This is a genomic window from Silanimonas lenta DSM 16282 (assembly GCF_000429065.1).
GTDB lineage: Bacteria > Pseudomonadota > Gammaproteobacteria > Xanthomonadales > Xanthomonadaceae > Silanimonas > Silanimonas lenta.
The window spans coordinates 103,490-124,950 of the sequence record NZ_AUBD01000009.1; the positions used below are offsets into that span (position 1 = coordinate 103,490).

General features: G+C 73.5%; 19 protein-coding genes. 3 read left to right on the forward strand and 16 right to left on the reverse strand.

Annotation, left to right across the window (positions count from 1 at the left end):
- Positions 1 to 2: 2 nt before the first annotated feature.
- The 14 genes from gspD to xerD form a co-directional block, all read right to left on the reverse strand.
- The gene (gene gspD, locus G408_RS0105905; protein ID WP_156890066.1) at positions 3 to 2,108 is read right to left on the reverse strand and encodes a type II secretion system secretin GspD; all 2,106 of its coding nucleotides are present in this window, start codon (positions 2,106 to 2,108) and stop codon (positions 3 to 5) included.
- A gap of 5 nt (positions 2,109 to 2,113) precedes the next feature.
- Positions 2,114 to 2,836 (reverse strand): hypothetical protein, encoded by a 723-nt coding sequence (locus tag G408_RS13380; RefSeq protein WP_037412500.1) that lies wholly within the window; start codon positions 2,834 to 2,836, stop codon positions 2,114 to 2,116.
- A complete protein-coding gene (gene gspM / locus G408_RS13385; protein ID WP_051282665.1) occupies positions 2,829 to 3,434 on the reverse strand; it encodes a type II secretion system protein GspM in 606 nt (201 codons plus the stop codon). Before gspM ends, G408_RS13380 begins: the two co-directional genes overlap by 8 nt.
- Complete coding sequence (locus G408_RS0105920) at positions 3,418 to 4,554, reverse strand: PilN domain-containing protein (protein ID WP_037412502.1); 1,137 nt, start codon at positions 4,552 to 4,554, stop codon at positions 3,418 to 3,420. Before G408_RS0105920 ends, gspM begins: the two co-directional genes overlap by 17 nt.
- Entirely contained in the window at positions 4,554 to 5,435 is an 882-nt protein-coding gene (locus G408_RS0105925; RefSeq protein ID WP_028770356.1) for a type II secretion system minor pseudopilin, read from the reverse strand. Before G408_RS0105925 ends, G408_RS0105920 begins: the two co-directional genes overlap by 1 nt.
- Complete coding sequence (locus G408_RS13390; RefSeq protein WP_051282666.1) at positions 5,432 to 6,100, reverse strand: prepilin-type N-terminal cleavage/methylation domain-containing protein; 669 nt, start codon at positions 6,098 to 6,100, stop codon at positions 5,432 to 5,434. Before G408_RS13390 ends, G408_RS0105925 begins: the two co-directional genes overlap by 4 nt.
- A complete protein-coding gene (locus G408_RS0105935) occupies positions 6,097 to 6,558 on the reverse strand; it encodes a prepilin-type N-terminal cleavage/methylation domain-containing protein (RefSeq protein ID WP_028770357.1) in 462 nt (153 codons plus the stop codon). Before G408_RS0105935 ends, G408_RS13390 begins: the two co-directional genes overlap by 4 nt.
- 11 nt (positions 6,559 to 6,569) lie before the next feature.
- The gene (locus G408_RS0105940) at positions 6,570 to 7,070 is read right to left on the reverse strand and encodes a GspH/FimT family pseudopilin (protein WP_037412505.1); all 501 of its coding nucleotides are present in this window, start codon (positions 7,068 to 7,070) and stop codon (positions 6,570 to 6,572) included.
- Positions 7,071 to 7,111: 41 nt separating this feature from the next.
- The gene (gspG, locus tag G408_RS0105945) at positions 7,112 to 7,537 is read right to left on the reverse strand and encodes a type II secretion system major pseudopilin GspG (protein ID WP_156890067.1); all 426 of its coding nucleotides are present in this window, start codon (positions 7,535 to 7,537) and stop codon (positions 7,112 to 7,114) included.
- The gene (locus G408_RS0105950; RefSeq protein WP_028770360.1) at positions 7,537 to 8,760 is read right to left on the reverse strand and encodes a type II secretion system F family protein; all 1,224 of its coding nucleotides are present in this window, start codon (positions 8,758 to 8,760) and stop codon (positions 7,537 to 7,539) included. The genes gspG and G408_RS0105950 overlap by 1 nt, the downstream gene beginning before the upstream one ends.
- Positions 8,761 to 8,764: 4 nt before the next feature.
- Complete coding sequence (gspE, locus tag G408_RS0105955; RefSeq protein WP_028770361.1) at positions 8,765 to 10,465, reverse strand: type II secretion system ATPase GspE; 1,701 nt, start codon at positions 10,463 to 10,465, stop codon at positions 8,765 to 8,767.
- A gap of 376 nt (positions 10,466 to 10,841) precedes the next feature.
- Entirely contained in the window at positions 10,842 to 14,693 is a 3,852-nt protein-coding gene (purL, locus tag G408_RS0105960) for a phosphoribosylformylglycinamidine synthase (protein WP_028770362.1), read from the reverse strand.
- A gap of 100 nt (positions 14,694 to 14,793) precedes the next feature.
- A complete protein-coding gene (locus G408_RS0105965) occupies positions 14,794 to 15,600 on the reverse strand; it encodes a DsbC family protein (RefSeq protein ID WP_028770363.1) in 807 nt (268 codons plus the stop codon).
- Between the two features lie 56 nt (positions 15,601 to 15,656).
- The gene (gene xerD / locus G408_RS13395) at positions 15,657 to 16,655 is read right to left on the reverse strand and encodes a site-specific tyrosine recombinase XerD (RefSeq protein ID WP_051282667.1); all 999 of its coding nucleotides are present in this window, start codon (positions 16,653 to 16,655) and stop codon (positions 15,657 to 15,659) included.
- 38 nt (positions 16,656 to 16,693) lie between these two features.
- Between xerD and G408_RS0105975 the strand changes: the two genes are divergently transcribed.
- On the forward strand, positions 16,694 to 17,218 hold the full coding sequence (locus G408_RS0105975; RefSeq protein WP_037412507.1) for an RDD family protein: 525 nt from the start codon (positions 16,694 to 16,696) through the stop codon (positions 17,216 to 17,218).
- On the opposite strand, the gene lptG is transcribed toward G408_RS0105975, so the two are convergent.
- Both lptG and lptF read right to left on the reverse strand, forming a co-directional pair.
- The gene (gene lptG / locus G408_RS0105980) at positions 17,205 to 18,296 is read right to left on the reverse strand and encodes an LPS export ABC transporter permease LptG (RefSeq protein ID WP_028770365.1); all 1,092 of its coding nucleotides are present in this window, start codon (positions 18,294 to 18,296) and stop codon (positions 17,205 to 17,207) included. The two genes, G408_RS0105975 and lptG, sit on opposite strands and share 14 nt — an antisense overlap.
- Positions 18,293 to 19,378, reverse strand: a complete 1,086-nt coding sequence (gene lptF, locus G408_RS0105985; protein WP_028770366.1) for an LPS export ABC transporter permease LptF — start codon at positions 19,376 to 19,378, stop codon at positions 18,293 to 18,295. The genes lptG and lptF overlap by 4 nt, the downstream gene beginning before the upstream one ends.
- Before the next feature lie 144 nt (positions 19,379 to 19,522).
- Here lptF and G408_RS0105990 point away from each other — a divergent pair, with 144 nt between their 5' ends.
- Positions 19,523 to 20,995, forward strand: coding sequence for a leucyl aminopeptidase (locus G408_RS0105990; RefSeq protein ID WP_028770367.1), 1,473 nt, complete (start codon positions 19,523 to 19,525; stop codon positions 20,993 to 20,995).
- A 34-nt stretch (positions 20,996 to 21,029) separates the two neighbouring features.
- Positions 21,030 to 21,458 (forward strand): DNA polymerase III subunit chi, encoded by a 429-nt coding sequence (locus G408_RS0105995; protein WP_037412509.1) that lies wholly within the window; start codon positions 21,030 to 21,032, stop codon positions 21,456 to 21,458.
- Positions 21,459 to 21,461 lie beyond the last annotated feature (3 nt).

Consider the following 21,461-nt stretch of genomic DNA (forward strand, 5'->3'; position numbering starts at 1 on the left):
GCTCAGTCGCGGGCCGGCGCGCGCAGCGGCGCCATGCCCTCGAAGCGCTCGAGGTACTCGTCGGTGTAGCTGCGGGTCTGCTGCGGGCTGCGCACCACCCGCGGCGTGATCAGCACCACCACCTCGGTGCGGTTCTTCGACTGGCTCTGGCGGCCGAAGGCGCCGCCGAGGAAGGGGATACGCGAGAGCCCCGGCGCGCCGGAACTTCCCCTGGAATCCGTCTGGCTGATGAGGCCGGCCAGCATCACCGTCTCGCCGTCCTGCACCATGGCCTCGGTGGTCACCTCGCGGGTGCTCACGTTCGGGTTGCCGCCGGCGCCGGGGTCGGCGCTCGGCGAGCTGATGGTCTGGCTGATCTCGAGGAAGACCATGCCATCGCCGCCGATGCGCGGCCGCACCTTCAGCGTGGTGCCGGTGCGCAGGTACTGGATGTTGCTGATGACGTTGCTGCCGGTGCCGGTGCCGGGATTGAAGGTGGTGCTCTCCACCGCGAGGTCCTGACCCACGGTGAGGTTGGCCTCGGCATTGTTGCGCACGAACACCGAGGGCGTGGAGAGCACGCGCACGTCGCTGGCGCTGTCGAGGGCACTCACAATGGCGGCGGCATCGGCCGAGGCGAAGGTGTAGGCCAGGCTGGCCGGCCCGCCGCTGGCGCCGGCCGCGATCTGCCCGGCCACCTGGCCCAGGCTGCCGCGCCCGGGGCGCAGGCCGCGCAGCTCGGCCGGCACGGCATTGTCGAAGAACCAGTTCACGCCGTAGCTGAGGCTGCCGGTGAGGGCCACCTCGAGCACCTGGGCCTCGATGTGCACCTGCGCCGGCATCACGTCGAGGCGCTCGATGGCGCGGCGGATCGACTCCCACTGCGCCGGGCTGGCACGCACCATCAGGGCATTGCTCTCCTCGATGGCACTGATGCCGATGCCGGATTCACCGCCGCGCCCGCCCGGCAGCGAAGTGCCGCCGCTGCTGCCGGCGGCCGGGGCCTGGCTGCGCTGCTGCGGCGGCCGGGAAACCGCCCCCACTTCCACCGGCGTGAGGCCCGGCGAGACCGGCGCCGGCCCGCCGCCCCCGGCATTCACCTGGGCATCGAACACCGTGCCGAGCTGGGAGGCGAGGTCGCCGGCCTTCATGTACTTCACCTCGTACACGTAGAGCCTGGCGCCCTCGCCCGCCATGTCGAGGCGCTCGATCCACTCGCGCGCCGCCTGCAGGTACTCGCGCTGCGGGGTGATGACGATGATCGAGTTGCTGCCCTGCACCGGCAGGAAGCGGAACATGCCGGCCAGCGGCGTGCCGCTCTCCGGGCCGAAGGTGCGCTCCAGGGCGGCGACGATCTTCTCGGCCTCCGAGCTCTGGATCGGGAACACGCCCACCGACATGCCCTTGAGCCAGTCGACATCGAAGATGCGCACCGTACGCAGGTAGTTCTCGAGCTCGCTGCGGGTGCCGCCGAGCACGATGAGGTTGCGCGCGGCATCGGTCTGCACCACCGCGCCCTGGCGCACGTAGGGCTTGAGCAGCTTCTCCATCTCGGTGACCGAGACGTACTGCAGCGGCACGGCGCGCAGCTCGAAGCCACGGGCTGTGGCCGGGCTGCCGGTGCGCAGCGGCAGGTTGCCGGCCACCGCCTGGTCGGCCGGCACCACGGCGTAGCGGCCCTCGCTCCAGATCAGCCGGGCATTGTTCCAGCCCAGCACCATCTCGAGCAGGGCGAGCGCCTGGGCCGGGCTCACCGGCCGCGGCGTACCGAGCGTCACCGTGCCCTGCACGGTAGGGGCGATGACGTAGTTCTGCTGCAGAAGATCGCCCAGGATGAGCTTCACCACCGCGTGCAGGGACTCGCCCTCGAAGTTGAAGGTGGCCTCGCCGGCCTGCGGCAGGGCCGGTGGCGGCTGCGAGGCCAGCGCCTCGTTGATGACCCGGCCGGTGCCGGGCTGCAGCATGACCCCGCCGGAGGGCGTGGCATCGGCCAGCACCTCACCCTCGGCGCGGCGGATCTCCGGCACGGGGCCGGCCTCGGCGCTGCGGCGGACCTCCGGCACCGGCACGGTGGCGCAGCCGGCGAGGGCCGTGGCAAGGGCGGCGGACAGCAGCGGCGTGGTCTTCATGGGGCTCATTGCTCGGCGATGGGGGCGTTGGCGTTGCGGGCCTGCTGCTCGCGCAGGGCCGCGCGGCGCGCCTCGATGCGGGCGCGGATGGCCTCGATCTGGGCCTGGTCGGCGGCACCGCGCTGGGCCTCGGCCTCGGCGGCCGCGGCCTGTTCGACCAGGCTTTGCGGCGCACCGGGGGCCGGGGCCTGCTCGGGCTTGGCCTCGGTGAACGGAATCGGGGTGGGCAGCGAACCGCCCTGGCCGTCGAACAGGCGCAGGTCGAGCACGCGCTGGCCCTCCGGGCCTTCCAGGGTGGCGCGGCGCGGCTCCAGCCCGACGAGCCGCCAGGCGGTGCCGGGGATGGGGTCGCCGAGGCGCACGCGGCGGTTCACCTGCCCGTTCTGCTCGCTGAACACCGCCATGCGCAGGGCCTCGGTGAGCACCACCGAGGTCAGCACGCCCTCGAAGGGCGCCTTCTGCTCGGCGGCGGCCACGGCCACCGGCGCCGGGCGGCGGTCCGGCGAGAACAGCGGCCGCTCGCCCACGGCGAGGTACTGCTCGGGCGGGCCGAGCCGCGGCGCCGTCTCGCGGAAGCGCAGCTCGGGCACCGGCGGCGCCAGGGCGGGATTGGCCGGGTGCGGGCCCACCCGGCCACCGAGACCGGCCACGGCGAGCAGCAGCAGGCCGAAGGCCCAGACGGCCAGGGTGGCGAGCAGCCAGGTGGCGGGGCGCAGGCGCTCAGGCATTGGGCCCCCCCGGGCGCGGTCCCGGCCGCAGGTAGCCATAGAGGTCGAACACCACGTCGATGCGGGTGTCGGTCACCGCCTGCCCCATGCCGAAGTAGCCGGCCATGCTGTTGAGGGCGAGGTTGTCGATGAAGAGCTGCGGGCTGCCGCTTTCCAGGGCGTGCAGGAGCTGCCCCAGCAGGGCGGCGTCGCAGCGCAGGCGGATCTGCACCGTGACCCGCGGGTAAGGGTCGCGGGCTGGGGCCTCGAGGGGCGTGCGCGCCACCATCTCGCAGGCCAGCGGGTTGGGCGAGACGCGGCGGATGTCGGATTCGAGGCGCTGCACCAGGGCCGCGGTGGCGAGGTCCTTGTCCGGCTCGGCGAGGAACCCGGGGTTGGCCGCCTCGATTTCGCGCACCTCGCGCAGGCGGGCCTCGAGCAGCGGGATCTGCTGCCCTTCCATGCGCAGGGCAAGCTCCTCGTCACGCACTTCGGCGATCTTGCCGCCGAGCGCGCGCATCGGCGCGGTCCACCAGGGATGCACCAGCAGAAGATAGGCGAGGGCCAGCCCCAGGCCCAGCCAGAGCAGTGGCCGGTAGCGCTCAAGGACGGGGCGCATCGCGTCCTCCCGGCACCAGTTCGGCCACCACGGTGAAACCGTCGCGCCCGGTGGCGCGGTCCTGCTGCACCGTGCCCACCAGGGCCGGCCCCTTGAGGTAGGGCGAGGCCTGCAGGGTCGGCACCACGGTGCCGGCCGAGCGGGCGAAGCCGGTGAGGGTGATCCGCCCCTGCTCCACCGACAGGCGCTGGAGATGCACGTCGTCGGGCAGGCGGGCGCTGAGGTCGGCCAGCACCTCCAGCACCGTCGGCCGGGCGGCGCGCTGCTCGGCGAGGAAGTTGGCCGCCGAGGCCGCGGCCTCGAGCTGCTGGCGCAGGGCGCGGGCCTCGCGGGCGGTCTCGAAGGCGGCATCGCGCCCGGCCTCGAGCCGGGCCAGGGCGCGCTCGCGGTTGCCCAGGCTCAGCATGCCGGCAGCGAGCAGGCAGAACAGGCTCCCGCCCACCAGGGCGAGGCGCAGCATCGGCTCGCGGTCACGGCGCAGCGACCGGCTGGCCGCCGGCAGCAGGTTGCGGCGCCCTCCGGCACGGGCCGCGGCATCATCGACATCGACGCCGGCCAGCCGCCCGGCCAGCGGCCCCAGGGCCGCCAGCGCCGCCTCCAGCACGGCGCGCGGCACGACCACGAGTTCCGCCCGCAGCCGCCCTTCGGCAGGCTGCCGGGCCAGCACCCGGGAGGCATACACCACCTGGTCCGGGCTGAACGGGGTCTGGCGGTCGATCTCGTGGCGCAGCACGGCCTCGAGCTGGGCTTCCGCCGCCAGCGGCAGGGCCAGCTCGCGCCTCAGGGCCTGCGACGGCGGCAGCGCCAGCCAGAGCTCGCCCTCCACGCCACGGCGGTCGAGGCTGGCGGCCAGCGCGGCCGGCCCCTCCCCGCCTGCCAGCGGCAGCGGCGGCAGCGGAGTGCGGTCGGCGCCGGCCTCTTCCTCGAGCCGCAGTTCCTCCCCTTCCAGCCGCAGCCACAGCCGGCGGGCGGGCGGGAAACAGCGCTGTTGCCAGCCGGGCGGCAGCAGGGCCAGCAGGTCCTCCCACCAGGCCGCGAGATGGCGCGCGAGCGCACTGGCCGACCAGCGCAGGCGCAGGGTGTCCCAGTCGAGCTTGGCGGGAAGGGGGGCGGTGGCCATCAGTCCTGTTGTCCGTGGCGCCAGACCAGCGGCGTGTAGACCTGGCCGAGGAAGCCCCCCGCGCCGACGCGCACGGTGGTTTCGAGTTCGGCCATCGGCCCGTCGGCCCGCGCGGCGCGGCTGGAAATACTATACGTGCCGGTGCCGGAGGCGGCGAGGACGATGCCGCCGGGCAGCACCGGCGGCGGCATGCCGGGCTGCAGCTGCGCCCGCGCCGCCAGCACCTGCTCGATCACCGCGGGGGCCAGGCCCATGGCGGCCAGCACCGGGCGGTCGGCGAAGGCGAGGTTGGGCTGGGCAAGCCCGGTGTAGACCGTGAGGTAGGGCCGCACCTCGCGGTACAGGGCATGGCGCATGCCGAGCACCCGCTGCAGTTCCGACACCCGGGTGAAGGGCCGGTCGGCCGGGCCGTAGGGCAGGCCGGCCGCCCGGTACTCGCGGGCCTCGCCCCCTCCACCGGGGGAGACGAGGCCATCGGCATCGCGCCAGTCGACGATCGCCCCGGCGAGCTGCGCGGCCTCGCCCGCTCCCAGGCCGAACTGCTGGAACAGGCGGGCGAGCAGGCCGGCGTCGGCCACGTTGAGGTCGATCTTGCCGCTCTCGTCCACCACCGCCACCCGCACCTCGATGCCGTCACCGAAATCGAAGGCCTGCTCGCGGCCGTCCGGCAGGGGCCGGCGGCGCTCGTCGATGGCGAGCAGGCGCGCCGCCACCGCCTCGATCCCGGCCTCGGCCGCATGCTCCAGTTCCACCCGCTGGCGCAGGGCCGCGGCCTGCAGGGCCTCGGCATGGGCGTTCAGGGCGAACAGGCCGACCAGCGCCGAAAGCAGCGCCAGCAGCCAGAGCACCACCACCAGGGCCACGCCGCGCTGCCGCTTCATTGCTCGCCCTCCCCCCGGCCATCGCGGCGCGCGGCCTCGGGCAGGCCGCCCGTCGCGCCCGAGAGGCTGTAGCGCAGCGGCACCACGAGGGTGGGGAAGGCCTGGCGCGGCTCGCGGAAGCGGGCCAGCAGCCGCACCTGGCTCGGCAGCTGGCCGATGCGGTCCCAGTGCGGGGCCCAGTCCTCCACCCGGCCATCGGGGGCGAAGCCGCGGGCCTCGAAGCGGGCCTCGGCAAGGCCCTCCAGCAGCACCTCGGGGGGGCGCTCGGCGCGCAGCGGGCCTTCCGGGGTCATCAGCCGGTGCTCGAACACCAGCCGCTGGCCGCGCGGCCCCGGCTCCAGCCGGAACACCTGCAGGTAGGCCCCGCCCCGGCCGAGATAGCCCGGCAGTTCGGCCACCAGCTCCACCCGCTCGCCGGACAGGCGCAGCAGGCGCAGTTCCTCGAAGCCCGCCGCGGGGTCGATGGCCTGCGGCAGGGCCAGCGAGAGCTGGCGGCGCAGGAAGCCCTGCACCGTGCGCACCCGGTCGCTCTGCATCGCCACACGCTCGGCCGAGGCGGCGGCCCGGGTGGCGCCCTGCACGATGCCGAAGGCCAGCGCCAGCCCGGTGGCCATCAGCGCCACCGCCAGCAGCAGCTCCATCAGGCTGAAGCCGCGCGCCCTCACAGGTCCTCCGGCAGCGGGTAGAGCGCCCGCAGGGTGCGGGTGGCAAGGCGCTGCCGCGGCCCGCCCTCGCCCCACTCCAGCACCAGCGAGAGCTCGTAGAGCACCGGCTCGCCCGCATCGATGATTCCGCCCTCGCCCCCCTGTCCGGCGGGCGGCAGGGCCGCGCCGGGCAGAGGATCGGCCACGCGCCGCACCTCCAGCGTCCAGCGATAGCGCCCACCCTCGAGCTCGCCGCCGCGGCGGCCCGGCCGCAGGCGCTCCACCCGACCGAGGTTGTCGAGCAGGCTGCGGGCATGCAGGGCGGCCTCGCCGTGGCGCTCGGCATCGGCGACGTCGCGCAGGCCGTTCGAGAGGATGGACAGCAGCAGCACCGCCGCCCCCGCGAGCAGGGCGAAGGCGAGCAGCACCTCGAGCAGGGTGAAGCCGCGCTGCCGCCCCCCCCCACCCGTCCGCCGCATCACGTCCCGCCTCATCGCCCACCCGCCCCGCGCTCCACCCGCACCGCGCCGGTGAGCCAGTGCACGTCCACGTGCCAGGCCGCCCCCTCGCGCCGCAGCACGATGCGCCCGCCAGTGCTGCTGCCGTCGGGGAAGAAGCGGATGGCGGCGATGCCGGGGCCGGGCTGCTCCTCGCGCGCCACCGTGGCGCCGAGCTGCAGGGCCTCCGGCAGCCGGCCCTGGCGCCTGGGCGTCTCGCGCCCGGCCTCGAGGCTGCGCCATTCCCGGTTCACGGTGTCGATCAGGAACTGCTGGTCGCGCCCGCTGGCCAGCGCCCGGGCCCGGGTGGCGCGCAGCTCGGCCGCCACCGCGCCGGTGGCCTCGCGCAACTGTTGCCCCGGCAGGGCGCCGACGAGGGCGCCGGCGAACAGAGCAAAGGCCACGGCGGCCAGGCCCGCCACCACCAGCAGCTCGATCAGGCTGAAGCCCTGCTGCCAGCGGACGGCTGGGAAGCGGGCGGGAAAGCGCGGCATCGGCAGGCCCGAGGAAAAAAACAGTGGCCCCCGGCGCCGGCTCAGGGGCGCACGAGGTCGGCGGCGGTGCTCTCGCCGCCGGGCTTGCCGTCGCTGCCGAAGCTCACCAGCTCGAACTCGCCGTTGCGGCCCGGCGTGCGGATCTGGATCGGCCGCTTCCACGGGTCCTGCAGGTCCTCCGCCTTGCGCACGTAGGGTCCGAGCCAGCCATTCACCCCGGGGTTGGACACCAGGGCCTCGAGCGAGGCCGGCAGCTGGCCGGTGTCCATGCGGTACTGCTCGACCTTCGAGGCCAGGGTCTCGAGCTGGGTTTCGGCCAGGCGCACGTTCGCCTGGTCGCGGCCGCCGAAGATCTGGCTGGCGGCGAAGGCCATGATGGCGGCGATGATGCCGACCACGATCAGGATCTCCATCAGGCTGAAGCCCGACTGGCGGCGGGCGGCAAGGCCCCGGTGCATCACGCGCATCACAGCACTCCTGCGGAACTGGTGAGTTGGTAGATCGGAACGAGCACGGCCACGATGACGAGGCCCACCAGCACCGCCATCAGCACGGTGATGAGCGGCACCAGGGCCGAGAGCGCGCGCTGGATGGCACGCTGGGTCTCGGTGTCGAAAGTGTCGGCCACCTTGAGCAGCATGGCCGGAAGCTCGCCGGACTCCTCCCCCACCTGCACCATCTGTACGGCGAGACGAGGGAAGCGCTTGGTCTTGCCGAGGGCGAAGCCCAGACCCTGCCCGGTCTTCACGTCCTCGGCCGCCTGTTCGAGTGCCGCGGCCAGCGCCCGGTTCCCCAGCACCTGCGCGGCGATGCCGAGGCTGGCGAGCAGGGGCACGCCATTGCCCAGCAGGGTGCCGAGGGTGCGGGCAAGCCGCGCCGTCTCGTAGCGGGCCAGCAGTTCACCGAGGCGCGGGCGGCCCAGCAGCCAGGCGTCGAAGCGCGCCCGCGGCCCGGGCTGGCGCAGCTGGCGCAGCACGAGCAGCAGGCCGAGGGCCAGAGCGACGAAGGCAGGCAGCCAGTAATCGCGCACCAGCAGGCCGCCCGCCAGCACCGCCTGCGTGTACCAGGGCAGCACCACGTCGGTGCTTTCCAGGAGCTCGTTGAACTGCGGCACCACCACCCCGAGCAGGAAGGCCGAGACGGCCAGCGCCATCACCAGCAGCAGCACCGGATAGACCAGGGCGGAAACCACCTGCGCCTTCAGCGCCGCGGCGCGCTCGAGGTAGTCGGCCAGCCGCAGCAGGGCCGGCTGCAGGCCGCCACCCGCCTCGCCGGCCCGCACCAGGTTCACGTAGAGCCGCGGAAACAGCCCGTGCTGCTGCTCCAGCGCCGCCGAGAGCGGCAGGCCGCCGCGCACTGCCTCGCGGATGCGCTCGACCACCCGCCTGCCCTGCGGGTGCTCGGGCAGGTCGAGCAGGGTGCCGAGCGCGCGGTCCAGCGGCTGCCCGGCGCCGAGCAGGGTGGCGAGCTGCTGGGTGAAATGCAGCAGGCCGGCCGCGTCCATCGCCTTTCGCCGGAACAGCGCGGCCAGGCCCTCTCCCGCCCCCTCGTCCAGCGTGGTGCCCACCTCCAGCGGCAGGTAACCCTGTTCCTGCAAACGCGCGACCACGTCTTCGGCGCGCGGGGCCTCCATGCTGCCGGAGAGCGTTTCACCAGCGGCGCTCAGGGCCTTGTAGCGGAAGAGCGCCACGCGATCAGGCCTCCTCGGTCACGCGCAGCACTTCCTCGATGGTGGTGAGCCCGGCCAGCGCCTTGGCGAGGCCGTCCTCGTACATGGTGCGCATACCGCGGGCGCGGGCCTCGCGCTCGATCTCGCTGCTGGTGGCGTGCTGCATCACCAGTTTGCGGATCGCGTCGTCCACCACCAGGAACTCCATGATCGTGGTGCGGCCGAGGTAGCCGGTGGGCGTCAGCGCCGAGGGCCGCGGGCGGTAGAGGTGGATCGGACCCTCGGGCTGCAGGCGGCGCAGGCCGAACTTCGCGATCTCCTCCGGTGTTGCCTCGTAGCGCTCGGCATGCGTGGGCTCGAGCCGGCGCACCAGGCGCTGGCCGAGGATGCCGTTCACCGTGGAGGTGAGCAGGTAGTCCTCCACCCCCATGTCGAGCAGGCGGGTGATGCCGCCGGCGGCGCTGTTGGTGTGCAGGGTGCTGAGCACGAGGTGGCCGGTGAGCGCCGACTGGATGGCGATCCTCGCCGTCTCGAGATCGCGCATCTCGCCGATCATGATGATGTCGGGGTCCTGGCGGACGATGCTGCGCAGGGCGGCGGCGAAGTCGAGGCCGATCTGCGGCCGGGCCTGGATCTGGTTGATGCCCTCGAGCTGGTACTCGACCGGATCCTCGACGGTGATGATCTTGACGTCGTCGGTATTGAGCTTCGAGAGCGCGGTATAGAGCGTGGTGGTCTTGCCCGAGCCGGTGGGGCCGGTCACCAGCAGGATGCCGTGCGGCTGGTCCAGCACCTTCAGGAACTTCGGCAGGAATTCCTCGGTGAAGCCGAGCTGCTGGAAGTCGAACACCACCGACTCGCGGTCGAGCAGGCGCATCACCACGCTCTCGCCGTGCTGGGTGGGCACGGTGCTGACGCGCAGGTCGAGTTCCTTGCCCTGCACCCGCACCATGATCCGGCCGTCCTGCGGCAGGCGGCGCTCGGCGATGTTGAGCCTGGCCATGATCTTGATGCGCGAGATCACCGCCGCGGTGAGCGCCGCCGGCGGGCTCTCGGCATCCACCAGCACGCCGTCGATGCGGTAGCGCACCTTGAGCCGGGATTCGAAGGGCTCGATGTGGATGTCCGAGGCGCGCTGCTCCACCGCGCGCTGGATCAGCAGATTCACGAGGCGGATCACCGGCGCCTCGGAGGCGAGGTCGCGCAGGTGCTCGACATCGTCCTCCTCGCGCGCCTCCTCGCCCACGTCCTCGACGATGGCGCCGAGCGCGCTGCGGCCCTGGCCGTAGTAACGCTCGATGAGATCGGCGATCTCCGAACGGAGGCCGACCACCAGCCGCACCTCGCGCCCGGTGGCCAGCCGCACGGCATCGACGGGGTAGGTCTCCTGCGGATCGGCGCAGAGCAGGGTCACCGTGCGCTCGTCCTCGCCAACCGGGCAGAGCGCATGGTGCTTGAGAAACTTGGCCGAGAGCTGCACGCCCGCGGGCGGGGTGTCAGGGCAGTCCTTGGCCGCGAGCAGCGGCAGGCCCAGCACCTCGCCCAGGGTCTCGGCCATGTCGCGCTCGGACACCATGCCGAGCTTGACCAGCAGGGCCGGCAGCCCGCCGCCGGTCTCGGCACGCAGGCGTTCGGCGCGGGCGAGATCGGCCTCCTTCAGCCGCCCGCGCGCCAGCAGCGCCTCGGCGATGCGGGCGTCGAGGGCATCCGGCGCGGCGTCCGGCATGGCGTCGGCGGGGGGGGCGGGGGCGTCGGTGTCGGCCATCGCCCAAGGGTAGCAGGGGCGTGTGGCGAAAAGCGGTCGCCGCGGGCGAGCCTAGCTGTCGCGTTCGATTCCACCTCGGGGCGCCTGCCTCGTGCGGGCGGCGGTTTCAGGAGGCGAGCCTGCCTGCCGCGCGCGGCATTTCGCTCTTCCCTCGGTCGGGGCACTCCTGCCCCGACTCGGGCGCTCGCCATCCTTGGGCTCGCTTGCCGCGAAACGCCACTCGCGGCGTCGCGGCTCGCAGCGAGACAGCCGGAGCGCCGCGCCCGCGGGGAGTGCGCCCTCGTGAGCCCGGTCTGCGGAGGAGACGGCCCTCGAAGGAGCAGGCTGCCCTTCCCGCTCAGCCCACGAAGCGCCGCGCGTTGCGGAACAAGCGCAGCCAGGGCGAGTCCTCGCCCCAGCCCGCCGGCGCCCAGCTCAGCTGGACGGTACGGAACACCCGCTCCGGGTGCGGCATCATCAGGGTGGCGCGGCCATCGCGCGAGGTGAGGCCGGCGATGCCTTCCGGCGAGCCATTGGGATTGGCCGGGAATTCGTGGGTCACCCGCCCGTGGCCGTCGACGTAGCGCAGCGCCACGGCGGCACCGATGCGGTGGGCCTCCTCGGCAAAACGCGCGCGTCCCTCGCCATGCGAGACCACCACCGGCAGGCGCGAGCCGGCCATGCCGGCGAGCAGCACCGAGGGCGAGTCCTCCACCAGCACCTGCACCAGCCGGGCCTCGTACTGCTCGCTCTCGTTGCGCACGAAACGCGGCCAGTGCTCGGCCCCCGGCACCAGGTCCTTGAGCTGCGCCAGCATCTGGCAGCCATTGCAGACGCCGAGGCTGAAGGTATCGGGGCGGGCGAAGAAGGCGGCGAACTGCTCGCGCAGCGCCGGGCGGGTGAGGATCGAGGCAGCCCAGCCGCGCCCCGCGCCCAGCACGTCGCCATAGCTGAAGCCGCCGCAGGCGGCGAGACCCTTGAAGCCCTCCAGCGCGAGGCGGCCTTCGATGAGGTCGCTCATGTGCACGTCGACGGCGGTGAAGCCGGCGCGGTCGAAGGCCGCGGCCATCTCGACCTGCCCGTTCACCCCCTGCTCGCGCAGGATGGCCACCCGCGGGCGGACGCCGGTGGCGATGTAGGGGGCGGCCACGTCCTCGGCGGGATCGAAGCCGAGCTTCGGCACGAGACCCGGATCATCGAAGCGCCGGCGCGCCTCGCGCTCGGTGTCGGCGCAGGCCGGATCGTCGCGCAGCCGCTGCATGGCATGGCTGGTCGACCACCAGGCGTCGAACAGCTCGGCCCACGACCACTCGGCCAGCACCTTGCCCTCGTCGCTCACCCGCACCCGTGGCGAGGCCGAGGGGCGGCCGATGCGCTGGGCGCATTCGGTGAGGCTGTGGCGCTCCACGAGGTCAGCGAAGGCGGCGCGGTCTTCCACCGCCACCTGCACCACCGCGCCGAGTTCCTCGGCGAACAGGGTGCGGAAGGGATCGTCGCCCCAGCCGTCGAGCACCACGTCGAGGCCCAGGTGGCCGGCGAAGGCCATCTCGCAGAGCGTGGCGAAGGCGCCGCCGTCACTGCGGTCGTGGTAGGCGAGCAGCAGGCCCTCGTCGCGGGCGGCATTCACGAGAGAAACGAAATCACGCAGGCGCTGCGGGTCGTCGAGATCGGGCGGACTGCCGCCGAAAGCGCCGTAACACTGTGCCAGGATGGAGCCGCCGAGGCGCTTCTTGCCGGCGCCGAGGCCGATCAGCCAGAGCTCGGAGTCCACCCCGCGCTTCAGCTCCGGGGTGAGCTGGCGGCGCACATCGGCCACCCGGGCGAAGGCGCTGACCACCAGCGACACTGGCGAGACGCTCTTCTGCGCGCCTTCCGGCGCGGCGTACTGCGCCTGCATCGAGAGCGAGTCCTTGCCCACCGGAATCGCGAGGTCGAGCGCCGGGCAAAGCTCGAGGCCTACCGCCTTCACGGCATCGAACAGGGCGGCATCCTCGCCGGGGTGGCCGGCGGCGGCCATCCAGTTGGCCGAGAGCTTCACTTCCTCCAGCGCCGCGATGGGAGCGGCGACCAGGTTGGTGATGGCCTCGCCCACCGCCATGCGCGCCGAGGCCCTGGCGTCGATCAGGGCCAGCGGGGTGCGCTCGCCCATGGCCATGGCCTCGCCGGCGTGGCCGTGGAAATCGGTGAGGGTGATGGCGCAGTCGGCCACCGGCAGCTGCCAGGGACCCACCATCTGGTCGCGGGCGGTGAGCCCGCCCACGCTGCGATCACCGATGGTGACGAGGAAGCCCTTGCCCGCCACGGTGGGGTGGGAGAGCACCCGCAGCGCCGCCTCGCGCAGATCGAGACCGGCAGTGTCGAGCCGCGGCCAGCGCGGCGGCGCCACGCGGGCGGTATCGCGGTGCATCTTCGGCGGCTTGCCGAACAGCACCTCCATCGGCAGGTCGATGGGGCGGCTGCCGTCCGCGGCCTCCAGTACCAGCACCTCCTCGGCCGTCGCTACGCCGACCACGGCATAGGGGCAGCGCTCGCGGGCGCACAGGGCCTCGAAGACGGCAAGGTCGCCGGGCGCGATGCCGAGCACGTAGCGCTCCTGCGACTCGTTGCACCAGAGCTGCATCGGCGAGAGCGAGGGATCGTCGCTCGGCAGCTTCGCGAGCTCGATGCGGCCGCCGAGGCCGGCATCGTGCAGCAGTTCGGGGATGGCGTTCGACAGGCCGCCAGCGCCGACGTCGTGGATGGCGCGGATCGGGTTGGCATCACCAAGGGCCACGCAGCGGTCGATCACCTCCTGCACCCGGCGCTGCATCTCCGGGTTGTCGCGCTGCACCGAGGCGAAATCGAGCTCCTCGCTGCTCTGCCCGCTGGCCAGCGAGCTGGCGGCGCCACCGCCGAGGCCGATCAGCATCGCCGGCCCACCGGCCACGATGACGAGATCGCCGGGGCGCAGGCCGAGTTTCTGCACCTGCGGCCGGTCGATCGCCCCGAGGCCGCCGGCCAGCATGATCGGCTTGTCGTAGGCGCGTACCAGGCCCGGCGTCCCGGTGGGCAGCTCGAAGCTGCGGAAATAGCCGGCCAGGGCCGGGCGGCCGAACTCGTTGTTGAAGGCGGCGGCACCGAGCGGGCCGTCGCGCATGATCTCGAAGGCCGGGGCCATGCGCGGATTGAGCGGCCGCGGCTGCTCCCAGGGCTGCGGAGCGCCGGGGATGCGCAGATGCGAGACGGCAAAGCCGGTGAGCCCGGCCTTGGGCTTGCCGCCGCGGCCGGTGGCGCCCTCGTCGCGGATCTCGCCGCCGGCGCCGGTGGAGGCCCCCGGAAAGGGCGAGATGGCGGTGGGGTGGTTGTGGGTTTCGACCTTGATGCAATAGGCACTGTCGGCGAGCGGCTCGGCGCGGTACTCGCCGCTCGCGGGATCCGGGCGGAAACGCCGGCCCGGATGGCCTTCCACCACCGCCGCGTTGTCGCTGTAGGCGGTGAGGGTGTGCTGCGGCGTCGCGGCGTGGGTCGCCTTGATCATCTTGAACAGCGAGTGCGATTGCGCCTCGCCGTCGATGGTCCAGCTGGCATTGAAGATCTTGTGCCGGCAGTGCTCGGAGTTCGCCTGGGCGAACATCATCAGCTCGGCATCGGTGGCCGGCCGGCCGAGGCGGGTGTAGGCCGCCTGAAGATAGGCGATCTCGTCCTCCGAGAGCGCGAGTCCGAGGCGGACGTTCGCCTGCGGCAGGGCGGCAGGATCGATGTACTCGACGGCGCCGGTGGCCGGCACCTCGAACAGGGCCGCCGCCGCATCGAGGGACTCGACCAGGGACTGGGTCATCGGGTCGTGCAGTACCCGGGCGAGACGGCGCGCGGTCCCGGCATCGGCCGGCCAGTGGGCGATGTCGAGGCGCAGGCCGCGCTCCACCCGCGCCACGGCATGGCCGGCGCCGCGCAGGATCTCGGTGGCCTTGCTCGACCAGGGGGAACGGGTGCCGAAGCGCGGCAGCACGTAGCGGGCCACGGCCCCCGGCGCCGGCGGCGTCATCGCCACGCAGCCCTCGAGGATGGCGCCGATGGCGGCGAGATCGAGGCGGGCGCCCGGCTCGGGCTGCAGCAGGTAGAGGTGGCGGGTGCCAGGCACCTCGACCGTGGGGTGGATCGCCCTGCACTCGGCCAGCAGGCGTTGGAGGCGGAAGGCAGACAGGGCCGGCAGGCCCTCGAGCACGATCATGGACCAGCGGATCCGGCGAGGCGGGGGGCGGATTCTAGCAAAGCACCCCTGCCCGGCCGCGGCCGGCGCTGCGACCGGGCAGCGCCGGGATCGGCGTCAATCAGCGCTGCGCCGCCTGGGCCTGCCGCCGGGCGTCCTGCTCCAGGGCCTGCAGCAGGCGCTGCGGCTCGAGATAGCCGCCGATCTGGGCGCCGCTCGGGGCGAACACCGCCGGAGTGGCATTGACCCCGACCTCGCGGCCCAGCGCGTACTCCTCGGCCACCGGGCTCCGGCAGCCGGCGGGCGGGGCCGGCAGGGTCTTGCCGCCCTTGGCCTCGGTCATGGCCTGGCGCGGGTCCTTCGAGCACCACACCGCCTCGGCCTGCTGCCAGGGCGCCGAGCCCTGGCCGGCGCGCGGGAAGAACAGGTACTCCACGGCGATGCCGAGCGCGTTGTACTCGGCCATGTGCTGGTGGAACATCCGGCAGTAGCCGCAGTCGATGTCGGTGAACACCGTCACCGTGTACTTCGGCTCGCGCGGGGCGAAGACGATGCGCTTCCCGGCAGGGATGCGCTTCAGCTCCTGCACCCGCACCTCGTCCATGGCCGACTCGGTGAGATTGCGGCGGCCGGCAAGATCGATCAGCGCGCCGTCGATGGCATAGCGGCCATCGTCGCTCACATAGAGCACGCGGCCGGCGATCACCACCTCCTGGAAGCCGACGAAGGGCGCCGGGCGCAGGCGACGGATCTCGTTGCCCGGCAGGACGCCGGCCAGGGCCGCGCGCACCGCCTCCTCGCCCGGGCGGGCCGGAGCGCCGGGAGCAGCCGGCGCCGTGGCGGCAGGCGTGCCGGCGTTCCCGGCCGGCTGCGCGCAGGCGGCAAGGCTCAGGCCGAGGGAGAGGGCGAGGACGAGAGAACGGAGCATGCGGGTTCCAGCATCGGGCGGCGCCGGAGCGCCTGGGCGCGCTATTGAAGCACAGGCTAGCCGCGGGGATGGTGCGCGGCATGCAGGCGCTTCAGGCCCTCGCGCGCCACATGGGTGTAGATCTGGGTGGTGGACAGGCTGCTGTGGCCGAGCAGCATCTGCACCACGCGCAGGTCGGCGCCGTGGTTGAGGAGATGGGTGGCGAAGCTGTGGCGCAGGCGGTGCGGCGCCACCCGGGCAGGGTCGAGGCCGGCCACCGCCGCCAGGGCCTTGAGCCGCGCCCAGAAGCCCCGGCGGTCGTAGGGCTCGCCGTCCGCCGCAAGGAACAGGGCGGGCAGGCTGCGCCCCCTGGCCAGCACCGGCCGCGCCTCGGCCAGGTAGCGCGAGAGCCAGTGCTGGGCCTCGTCGCCGATCGGCACCAGCCGCTCCTTGCCGCCCTTGCCGCGCACCCTGAGCACGCCCTGCCGCAGGTTCAGGGCCAGCGTGGGCAGGCCTACCAGCTCGGAGACGCGCAGGCCGGTGGCGTAGAGCAGCTCGAGCATGGCCCGCTCGCCCAGGCCCGCCGGGCTGCCGGTGTCGGGGGCCCGCAGCAGGGCCTCGACCTCGCTCTCGGCCAGCACCTTCGGCAGGCCGCGTGGCAGGCCGGGGCGCTCGAGCAGGGTACTGGGATCATCGGCACGCAGGCCCTGGCGCCGGGCATCGGCATAGAAGGCGCGCAGGGCTGCCAGCAGGCGCGCCGTGCTGCGCGGCGAATAGCCCTGGGCGGCACGCAGGGCGAGCAGTTCGTAGAGCGGCGCGCGGTCCACGGCCAGCAGCCCGGGGCCGCCCCGCGCCGCCAGCCAGCGGGCCGCCAGCACCAGATCGCTGCGGTAGGCGGCCAGCGTGGCCCGGGCGCAGCCGGTCTCGGCCCAGAGCCGGCCGAGGAAGGCCTCGATGGCGGCGCGCTCGGCGGCCGGAGCCTCGGGCCAGGCCGCGGCAAGGCGGCGGCGCTCGGCAGGGCTCCGGGCGGCGGAGGCGGAACGGACGGCTTCGGGACGGGCGGGTTCGGGGCGCATCGCAGCCGCCAGCGTAGCGGCCGGCTAAGCTGGTGGCCATGTCCTCCCCTTTCCCGCACGCCGTCCCGGCGCATCTCGGCTGGCGCCTGCTGGCCCTCGTCTACGACCTCTTCCCGGCGCTGGCCGTGCTGCTGCTCTTCGGCGCGCTGGCCACCGCCCTCGCCACCGGGCTCGGCCATGCCGATCTCAGCGATCTGCCCTGGGCCGGCCCGCTCCTCGCCCTCGGCGCCTGGGCCTTCGTCGGGGCCTACTTCGTGCTGAGCTGGCGGCGTGGCGGGCAGACCCTCGGCATGCGCCCCTGGCGCCTCCGGGTGGTGGCCGCGGATGGCCGGCCGGCCACGGCCCGCGCCCTGGCCCTGCGCTATGCCGCCGCCACCCTGCCCGCCCTGCTGCTGCTCGAGGCCGCCGGCCTGCTGCCCTGGGCCGACCGCCGGCTGCCGTTCTGGATCGCCGGCGCGGCGGCCGCGGCGGGCCTGCTCTGGTCACTGCTCGACGGCGAGCGCGCCGCCCTGCACGACCGCCTCTCCGGCACCCGCCTGGTACGCCTCGTCAGCGCCGCCTGAGCATCGCCACGCCGAGCGCCACCAGCAGCAGCACCGGCACCAGGTAGGCGAGCAGCATCGGCAGCTGGTAGGCCTTGGCCAGGTTGGCCAGCATCGGCTGCACCAGGCGCGCCAGCAGGGCGAACAGGATGCCGATGAACAGCCGCTTGCCAAAGCCGCCGCTGCGCAGCTGGCCGAAGGCGAAGGGCAGCGCGGCGAACACCAGGGCCAGGGTGGTGAAGGGATAGAACCAGCGCCGCCAGTAGGTATCGAGCAGGCTGCTGGCATCGAGGCCATTGCGCCGCAGCTGGGCGATGCGCTGGCCGAGCGTGGCGGTATCGAGCTGTTCCGGGCCCTGCAGGCTGGCCTCGATGGCGCCGGGCTTGAGCGCCGTGGCCCACTGCTGGGTATCGAAGGTCTCGATCGTGGCGCTGCGGGGACCGAAGGTGGTGCGCTTCACCCGGCGCAGGGTCCAGCCCACGTCCTCGGCGTAGTCGGCCTCCTCGGCCTGCTGGATCCATTCGAGCCGCCCCTGGGCATCGAAGGCATAGACCCTCACCTGCTCGAACACCAGCCGGGGCCGGCCCCCGCCCTCGCGGCGCTGGCCGCCGCGGGCATGGAACACCTCGTCGCCCTCGCGGGCCCAGATGTTGGCCCCGGCCAGGCTCACTTCGGAGCGCGTGGCCTTGAGCTTCAGGGCCTGGGCCCGCTGCTCGCCCACCGGGTTGATCCACTCCCCCGCCACCAGCAAAGGCAGCAGCAGCAGGGCCACCGTGCCCAGGGTGGTGGCGACGATGCGCCAGGGCGAGAGCCCGGCGGCGCGCAGGGCGACCAGCTCGGAACGCGCCGCATGCCCGCCGATGGCCAGCACGCTGCCCACCACCGCCGCCATCGGGAAGTTCTCGTAGGCCCGGCGCGGGGTCTGCAGCACCAGGGCCAGCAGGGCATGGCCAAGGCCGTAGTCGCCCTGCCCCAGGCGGTCGATCTCGCCGAGCAGGCTGCCCACCGTGGCCAGGCCCACGAACACCAGCCAGGCCGCGCAGACCGCCTTCAGCACCGACAGGCCGAGATAGCGCTGGTGCACGGCCAGCCCGTTCATGCCACCGCCTCCCCGGCGCGCCGGCGCGCCGGCCTGCCCTCGCGCCACAGCAGCCAGGCGGCGAGCAGGAACAGCGGCAGGTGCAGCCACCACAGGCCGGCCGCCAGCGGCACCTGGCCGCTGCCGAGCCAGGCCTTGCCGAGCAGCAGCAGATTGGTGCCGAAGGCATAGGCCAGCACCGCCACGATCATCCGCCCGTGCCGCGACTGCCGCGGCGGACTGCGCGAGAGCGGCAGGGCGAGCAACACCAGGGCCAGGGTGAACAGCGGCACGCCGAGGCGGTAGTGGAACTCGGCGCGGGCCCGCGGCGTGGCCGTGGCCGAGAGCAGCTCCGGCGTGGGTCGCCCGGCCAGCGGATTGCGGTTGCTGCTCTCCGGGTCGGGCAGGCGCAGCTCGTTCAGCTCGAAGCGCTGCAGGCGGAAGTCGCGCTGTCCGGGCTGCCCTTCGGCGCGGAAGCCGTCGTGCAGGCGCAGGAAGCGGCCGCCGGCATCGAGGAACAGCTCGCCTTCCACCGCCGTGACCACGTCCACCCGCTCGCCGCGCTGCATCTGCACGAACAGCCGCGAGAAGCGCCGGCCATCGGGCGAGAGCTCGCCGACGAACACCACCCCGCGGCCGCCGGGCAGCTCGACGAAGCGCCCGGCATCCAGCCCGGCCACGAGGAAGCTGCGGTTGGCCTCGTCCACCGCCTCGCGGGCGGTACGCTCGGCGAGCGGCGCCAGCCACAGCGAGCAGGCCCCGACCAGGGCCACGACCGGCAGGGCCACCGAGAGCAGGGGCGCCAGAAGCTGGCGCGGGCCGACGCCCAGCGCCGCCAGCACCGCCATCTCGCTGTCGCGGTAGAGCCGCGAGAGCCCCATCAGAAGGCCGATGAACAGCCCGAGCGGCAGTACCAGCGGCAGGTAGCCCACGATGCGCAGGCCGAGCTGCGAGAACAGCAGCGGCGCTGGCACCCGGCCGCGGGCGATCTCGGAGACGAGATCGGCGAACACGCCGCCCAGGCCCACCAGCAGCAGCACCACGACCGCCGCCGCCGTGCTGGCGGCCAACTGGCGGACGAGATAGCGCTGCAGGGTGGTCAAGACGGGCCTCTTCCGGGAGCGTTCACGAGGGGATCGACTACACTTGCGGCCCCCTTCCGGGCGCCGCCGTCGGCACGACGGCGCCGACCCGGCCCTCCACGAAGGCGCCGGTCACAGAGCGCCGCATTCTACGGAAACCCGCCGATGGCACTCGAATTCGACCTGAACTCCGCCCCTGCCTGCTCCGTCGCCACCGATGCCCTCGTGGTGGGCGTGTTCGCCGACGGCAGCCTGACGGCGAGCGCGGCCGCGGTCGACGAGGCCTCCGGCGGGCGGCTCTCGGCGCTCAAGGCCCGCGGCGACCTGCCGGGCAAGACCGGCCGCGTCACCGTGCTGCACGACTTGCCCGGCGTGACCGCGCCGCGCGTGCTGGTGGTGGGCCTGGGCGATGCCGGCAAGTTCGGCCCGGCGGCCTACCGCAAGGCCGTGGCCGAGGCCGTGCGCGCCCTGCGCGCCAGCCCGGCCGTGCGTGCCCTCGTCACCCTGTCAGAACTCGCGGTGCCCGGCCGCGACGCCGGCTTCTCCATCGAGCAGGCGGTGGTGGCCGCCGACCATGCCGCCTACCGCTACACCGCCACCCGCAAGGCCGAAGCCAATGGCGGCAAGCTGGCCGCGCTCTCCGTCACGGGCGAGGATGCCGCCGCGCTGGAGCGCGGCGTGGCCATCGCCGCCGGCGTCGAACTGGCCCGCGAGCTCGGCCACCTGCCGCCGAACATCTGCAACCCGGCCTACCTCGCCGAGACCGCCCGCGGCATCGCCGCCGCCCACGAAGGCGTGTCGGTGGAGGTGCTGGAAGAGGCCGACATGCAGGCCCTCGGCATGGGTTCCCTGCTCGCCGTGGGCCGCGGCTCGGCCAACCGGCCGAAGCTCATCGTGCTCAAGTGGAACGGCGGCGGCGAGGCCAGGCCGCATGTGATGGTGGGCAAGGGCATCACCTTCGACACCGGCGGCATCAATCTCAAGGTGCAGGGCGGCATCGAGGAGATGAAGTTCGACATGCTGGGCGCCGCCAGCGTGATGGGCAGCTTCCTCACCGCCGCCCGGCTGCGCCTGCCGGTGAACGTGGTGGCGATCGTGGCCGCGGTGGAGAACATGCCGGACGGAAACGCCTACCGCCCCTCCGACATCCTCACCTCGATGAGCGGCAAGACCATCGAGGTCGGCAACACCGACGCCGAGGGCCGGCTGATCCTCTGCGACGCCCTCACCTATGCCCGCCGCTTCGAGCCCGCGGCCCTGGTCGACGTGGCCACCCTGACCGGCGCCGTCGTCATTGCGCTCGGCAAGCACGCCACCGGCCTGATGAGCCACCACGACGACCTCGCCGCCGAACTGCTGGCGGCCGGCGAGTATGCCCACGACCGCGCCTGGCGCCTGCCGATCTGGGACGACTACCAGAGCCAGCTCGAATCGATCTACGCCGATGTCTACAACATCGGCGGCAAGGCCGCCGGCTCGATCACCGCCGCCTGCTTCCTCGCCCGCTTCACCGAGGGCCAGCGCTGGGCCCACCTCGACATCGCCGGCTCGGGCTCCGACGAGGGCCGCAAGGGCATGGCCACCGGCCGCCCGGTGGGCCTGCTCACCCGCTGGCTGATCGACCGCGCCGCTGCCTGAGGCCCTGCCCCGCGCCCGCCGCGGGGCCATCGCCATGCGCGCCCGCGCCGATTTCTACCTCATCGACAAGCCGCGCTTCCGCGAGCAGCCGCTGCTGCTCGTCTGCGAGCTCGTCAAGCGCTGCCATGCCACCGGCAAGCCCACCCTGGTGCTCTGCGCCTCGCAGGCCGAGGCCGAGGAACTCGACGACCTGCTCTGGGCCTTCGAGGAAGACAGCTTCATCGAGCACCAGATCGCCGGGCTCGAGGAGGACGAGGCGGACGTGCCGGTGCTGATCGCACCACCCGGCATCGACGTGCCGCTGCGGCCCTTCGTGCTCAACCTGCGCGCCGAGGCGGTGCCTGCGGGCTTCGAGCGGGTGCTGGAAGTGGTGCCGGCCGACCCGGCGGCCCGCGGCCCGCTGCGCGAACGCTGGCGCCAGTACCAGGCCCTGGGCCTGGAACTGCACAAGCACGACATGTGAGGG

Coding starts and splice junctions, on each gene's coding strand:
- gspD (WP_156890066.1), bottom strand. CDS start 2,108: ATGAAGACCACGCCGCTGCTGTCCGCCGCCCTTGCCACGGCCCTCGCC.
- G408_RS13380 (WP_037412500.1), bottom strand. CDS start 2,836: ATGCCTGAGCGCCTGCGCCCCGCCACCTGGCTGCTCGCCACCCTGGCC.
- gspM (WP_051282665.1), bottom strand. CDS start 3,434: ATGCGCCCCGTCCTTGAGCGCTACCGGCCACTGCTCTGGCTGGGCCTG.
- G408_RS0105920 (WP_037412502.1), bottom strand. CDS start 4,554: ATGGCCACCGCCCCCCTTCCCGCCAAGCTCGACTGGGACACCCTGCGC.
- G408_RS0105925 (WP_028770356.1), bottom strand. CDS start 5,435: ATGAAGCGGCAGCGCGGCGTGGCCCTGGTGGTGGTGCTCTGGCTGCTG.
- G408_RS0105935 (WP_028770357.1), bottom strand. CDS start 6,558: ATGCGGCGGACGGGTGGGGGGGGGCGGCAGCGCGGCTTCACCCTGCTC.
- G408_RS0105940 (WP_037412505.1), bottom strand. CDS start 7,070: ATGCCGCGCTTTCCCGCCCGCTTCCCAGCCGTCCGCTGGCAGCAGGGC.
- gspG (WP_156890067.1), bottom strand. CDS start 7,537: ATGCGCGTGATGCACCGGGGCCTTGCCGCCCGCCGCCAGTCGGGCTTC.
- gspE (WP_028770361.1), bottom strand. CDS start 10,465: ATGCCGGACGCCGCGCCGGATGCCCTCGACGCCCGCATCGCCGAGGCG.
- purL (WP_028770362.1), bottom strand. CDS start 14,693: ATGATCGTGCTCGAGGGCCTGCCGGCCCTGTCTGCCTTCCGCCTCCAA.
- G408_RS0105965 (WP_028770363.1), bottom strand. CDS start 15,600: ATGCTCCGTTCTCTCGTCCTCGCCCTCTCCCTCGGCCTGAGCCTTGCC.
- xerD (WP_051282667.1), bottom strand. CDS start 16,655: ATGCGCCCCGAACCCGCCCGTCCCGAAGCCGTCCGTTCCGCCTCCGCC.
- G408_RS0105975 (WP_037412507.1), top strand. CDS start 16,694: ATGTCCTCCCCTTTCCCGCACGCCGTCCCGGCGCATCTCGGCTGGCGC.
- lptG (WP_028770365.1), bottom strand. CDS start 18,296: ATGAACGGGCTGGCCGTGCACCAGCGCTATCTCGGCCTGTCGGTGCTG.
- G408_RS0105990 (WP_028770367.1), top strand. CDS start 19,523: ATGGCACTCGAATTCGACCTGAACTCCGCCCCTGCCTGCTCCGTCGCC.
- G408_RS0105995 (WP_037412509.1), top strand. CDS start 21,030: ATGCGCGCCCGCGCCGATTTCTACCTCATCGACAAGCCGCGCTTCCGC.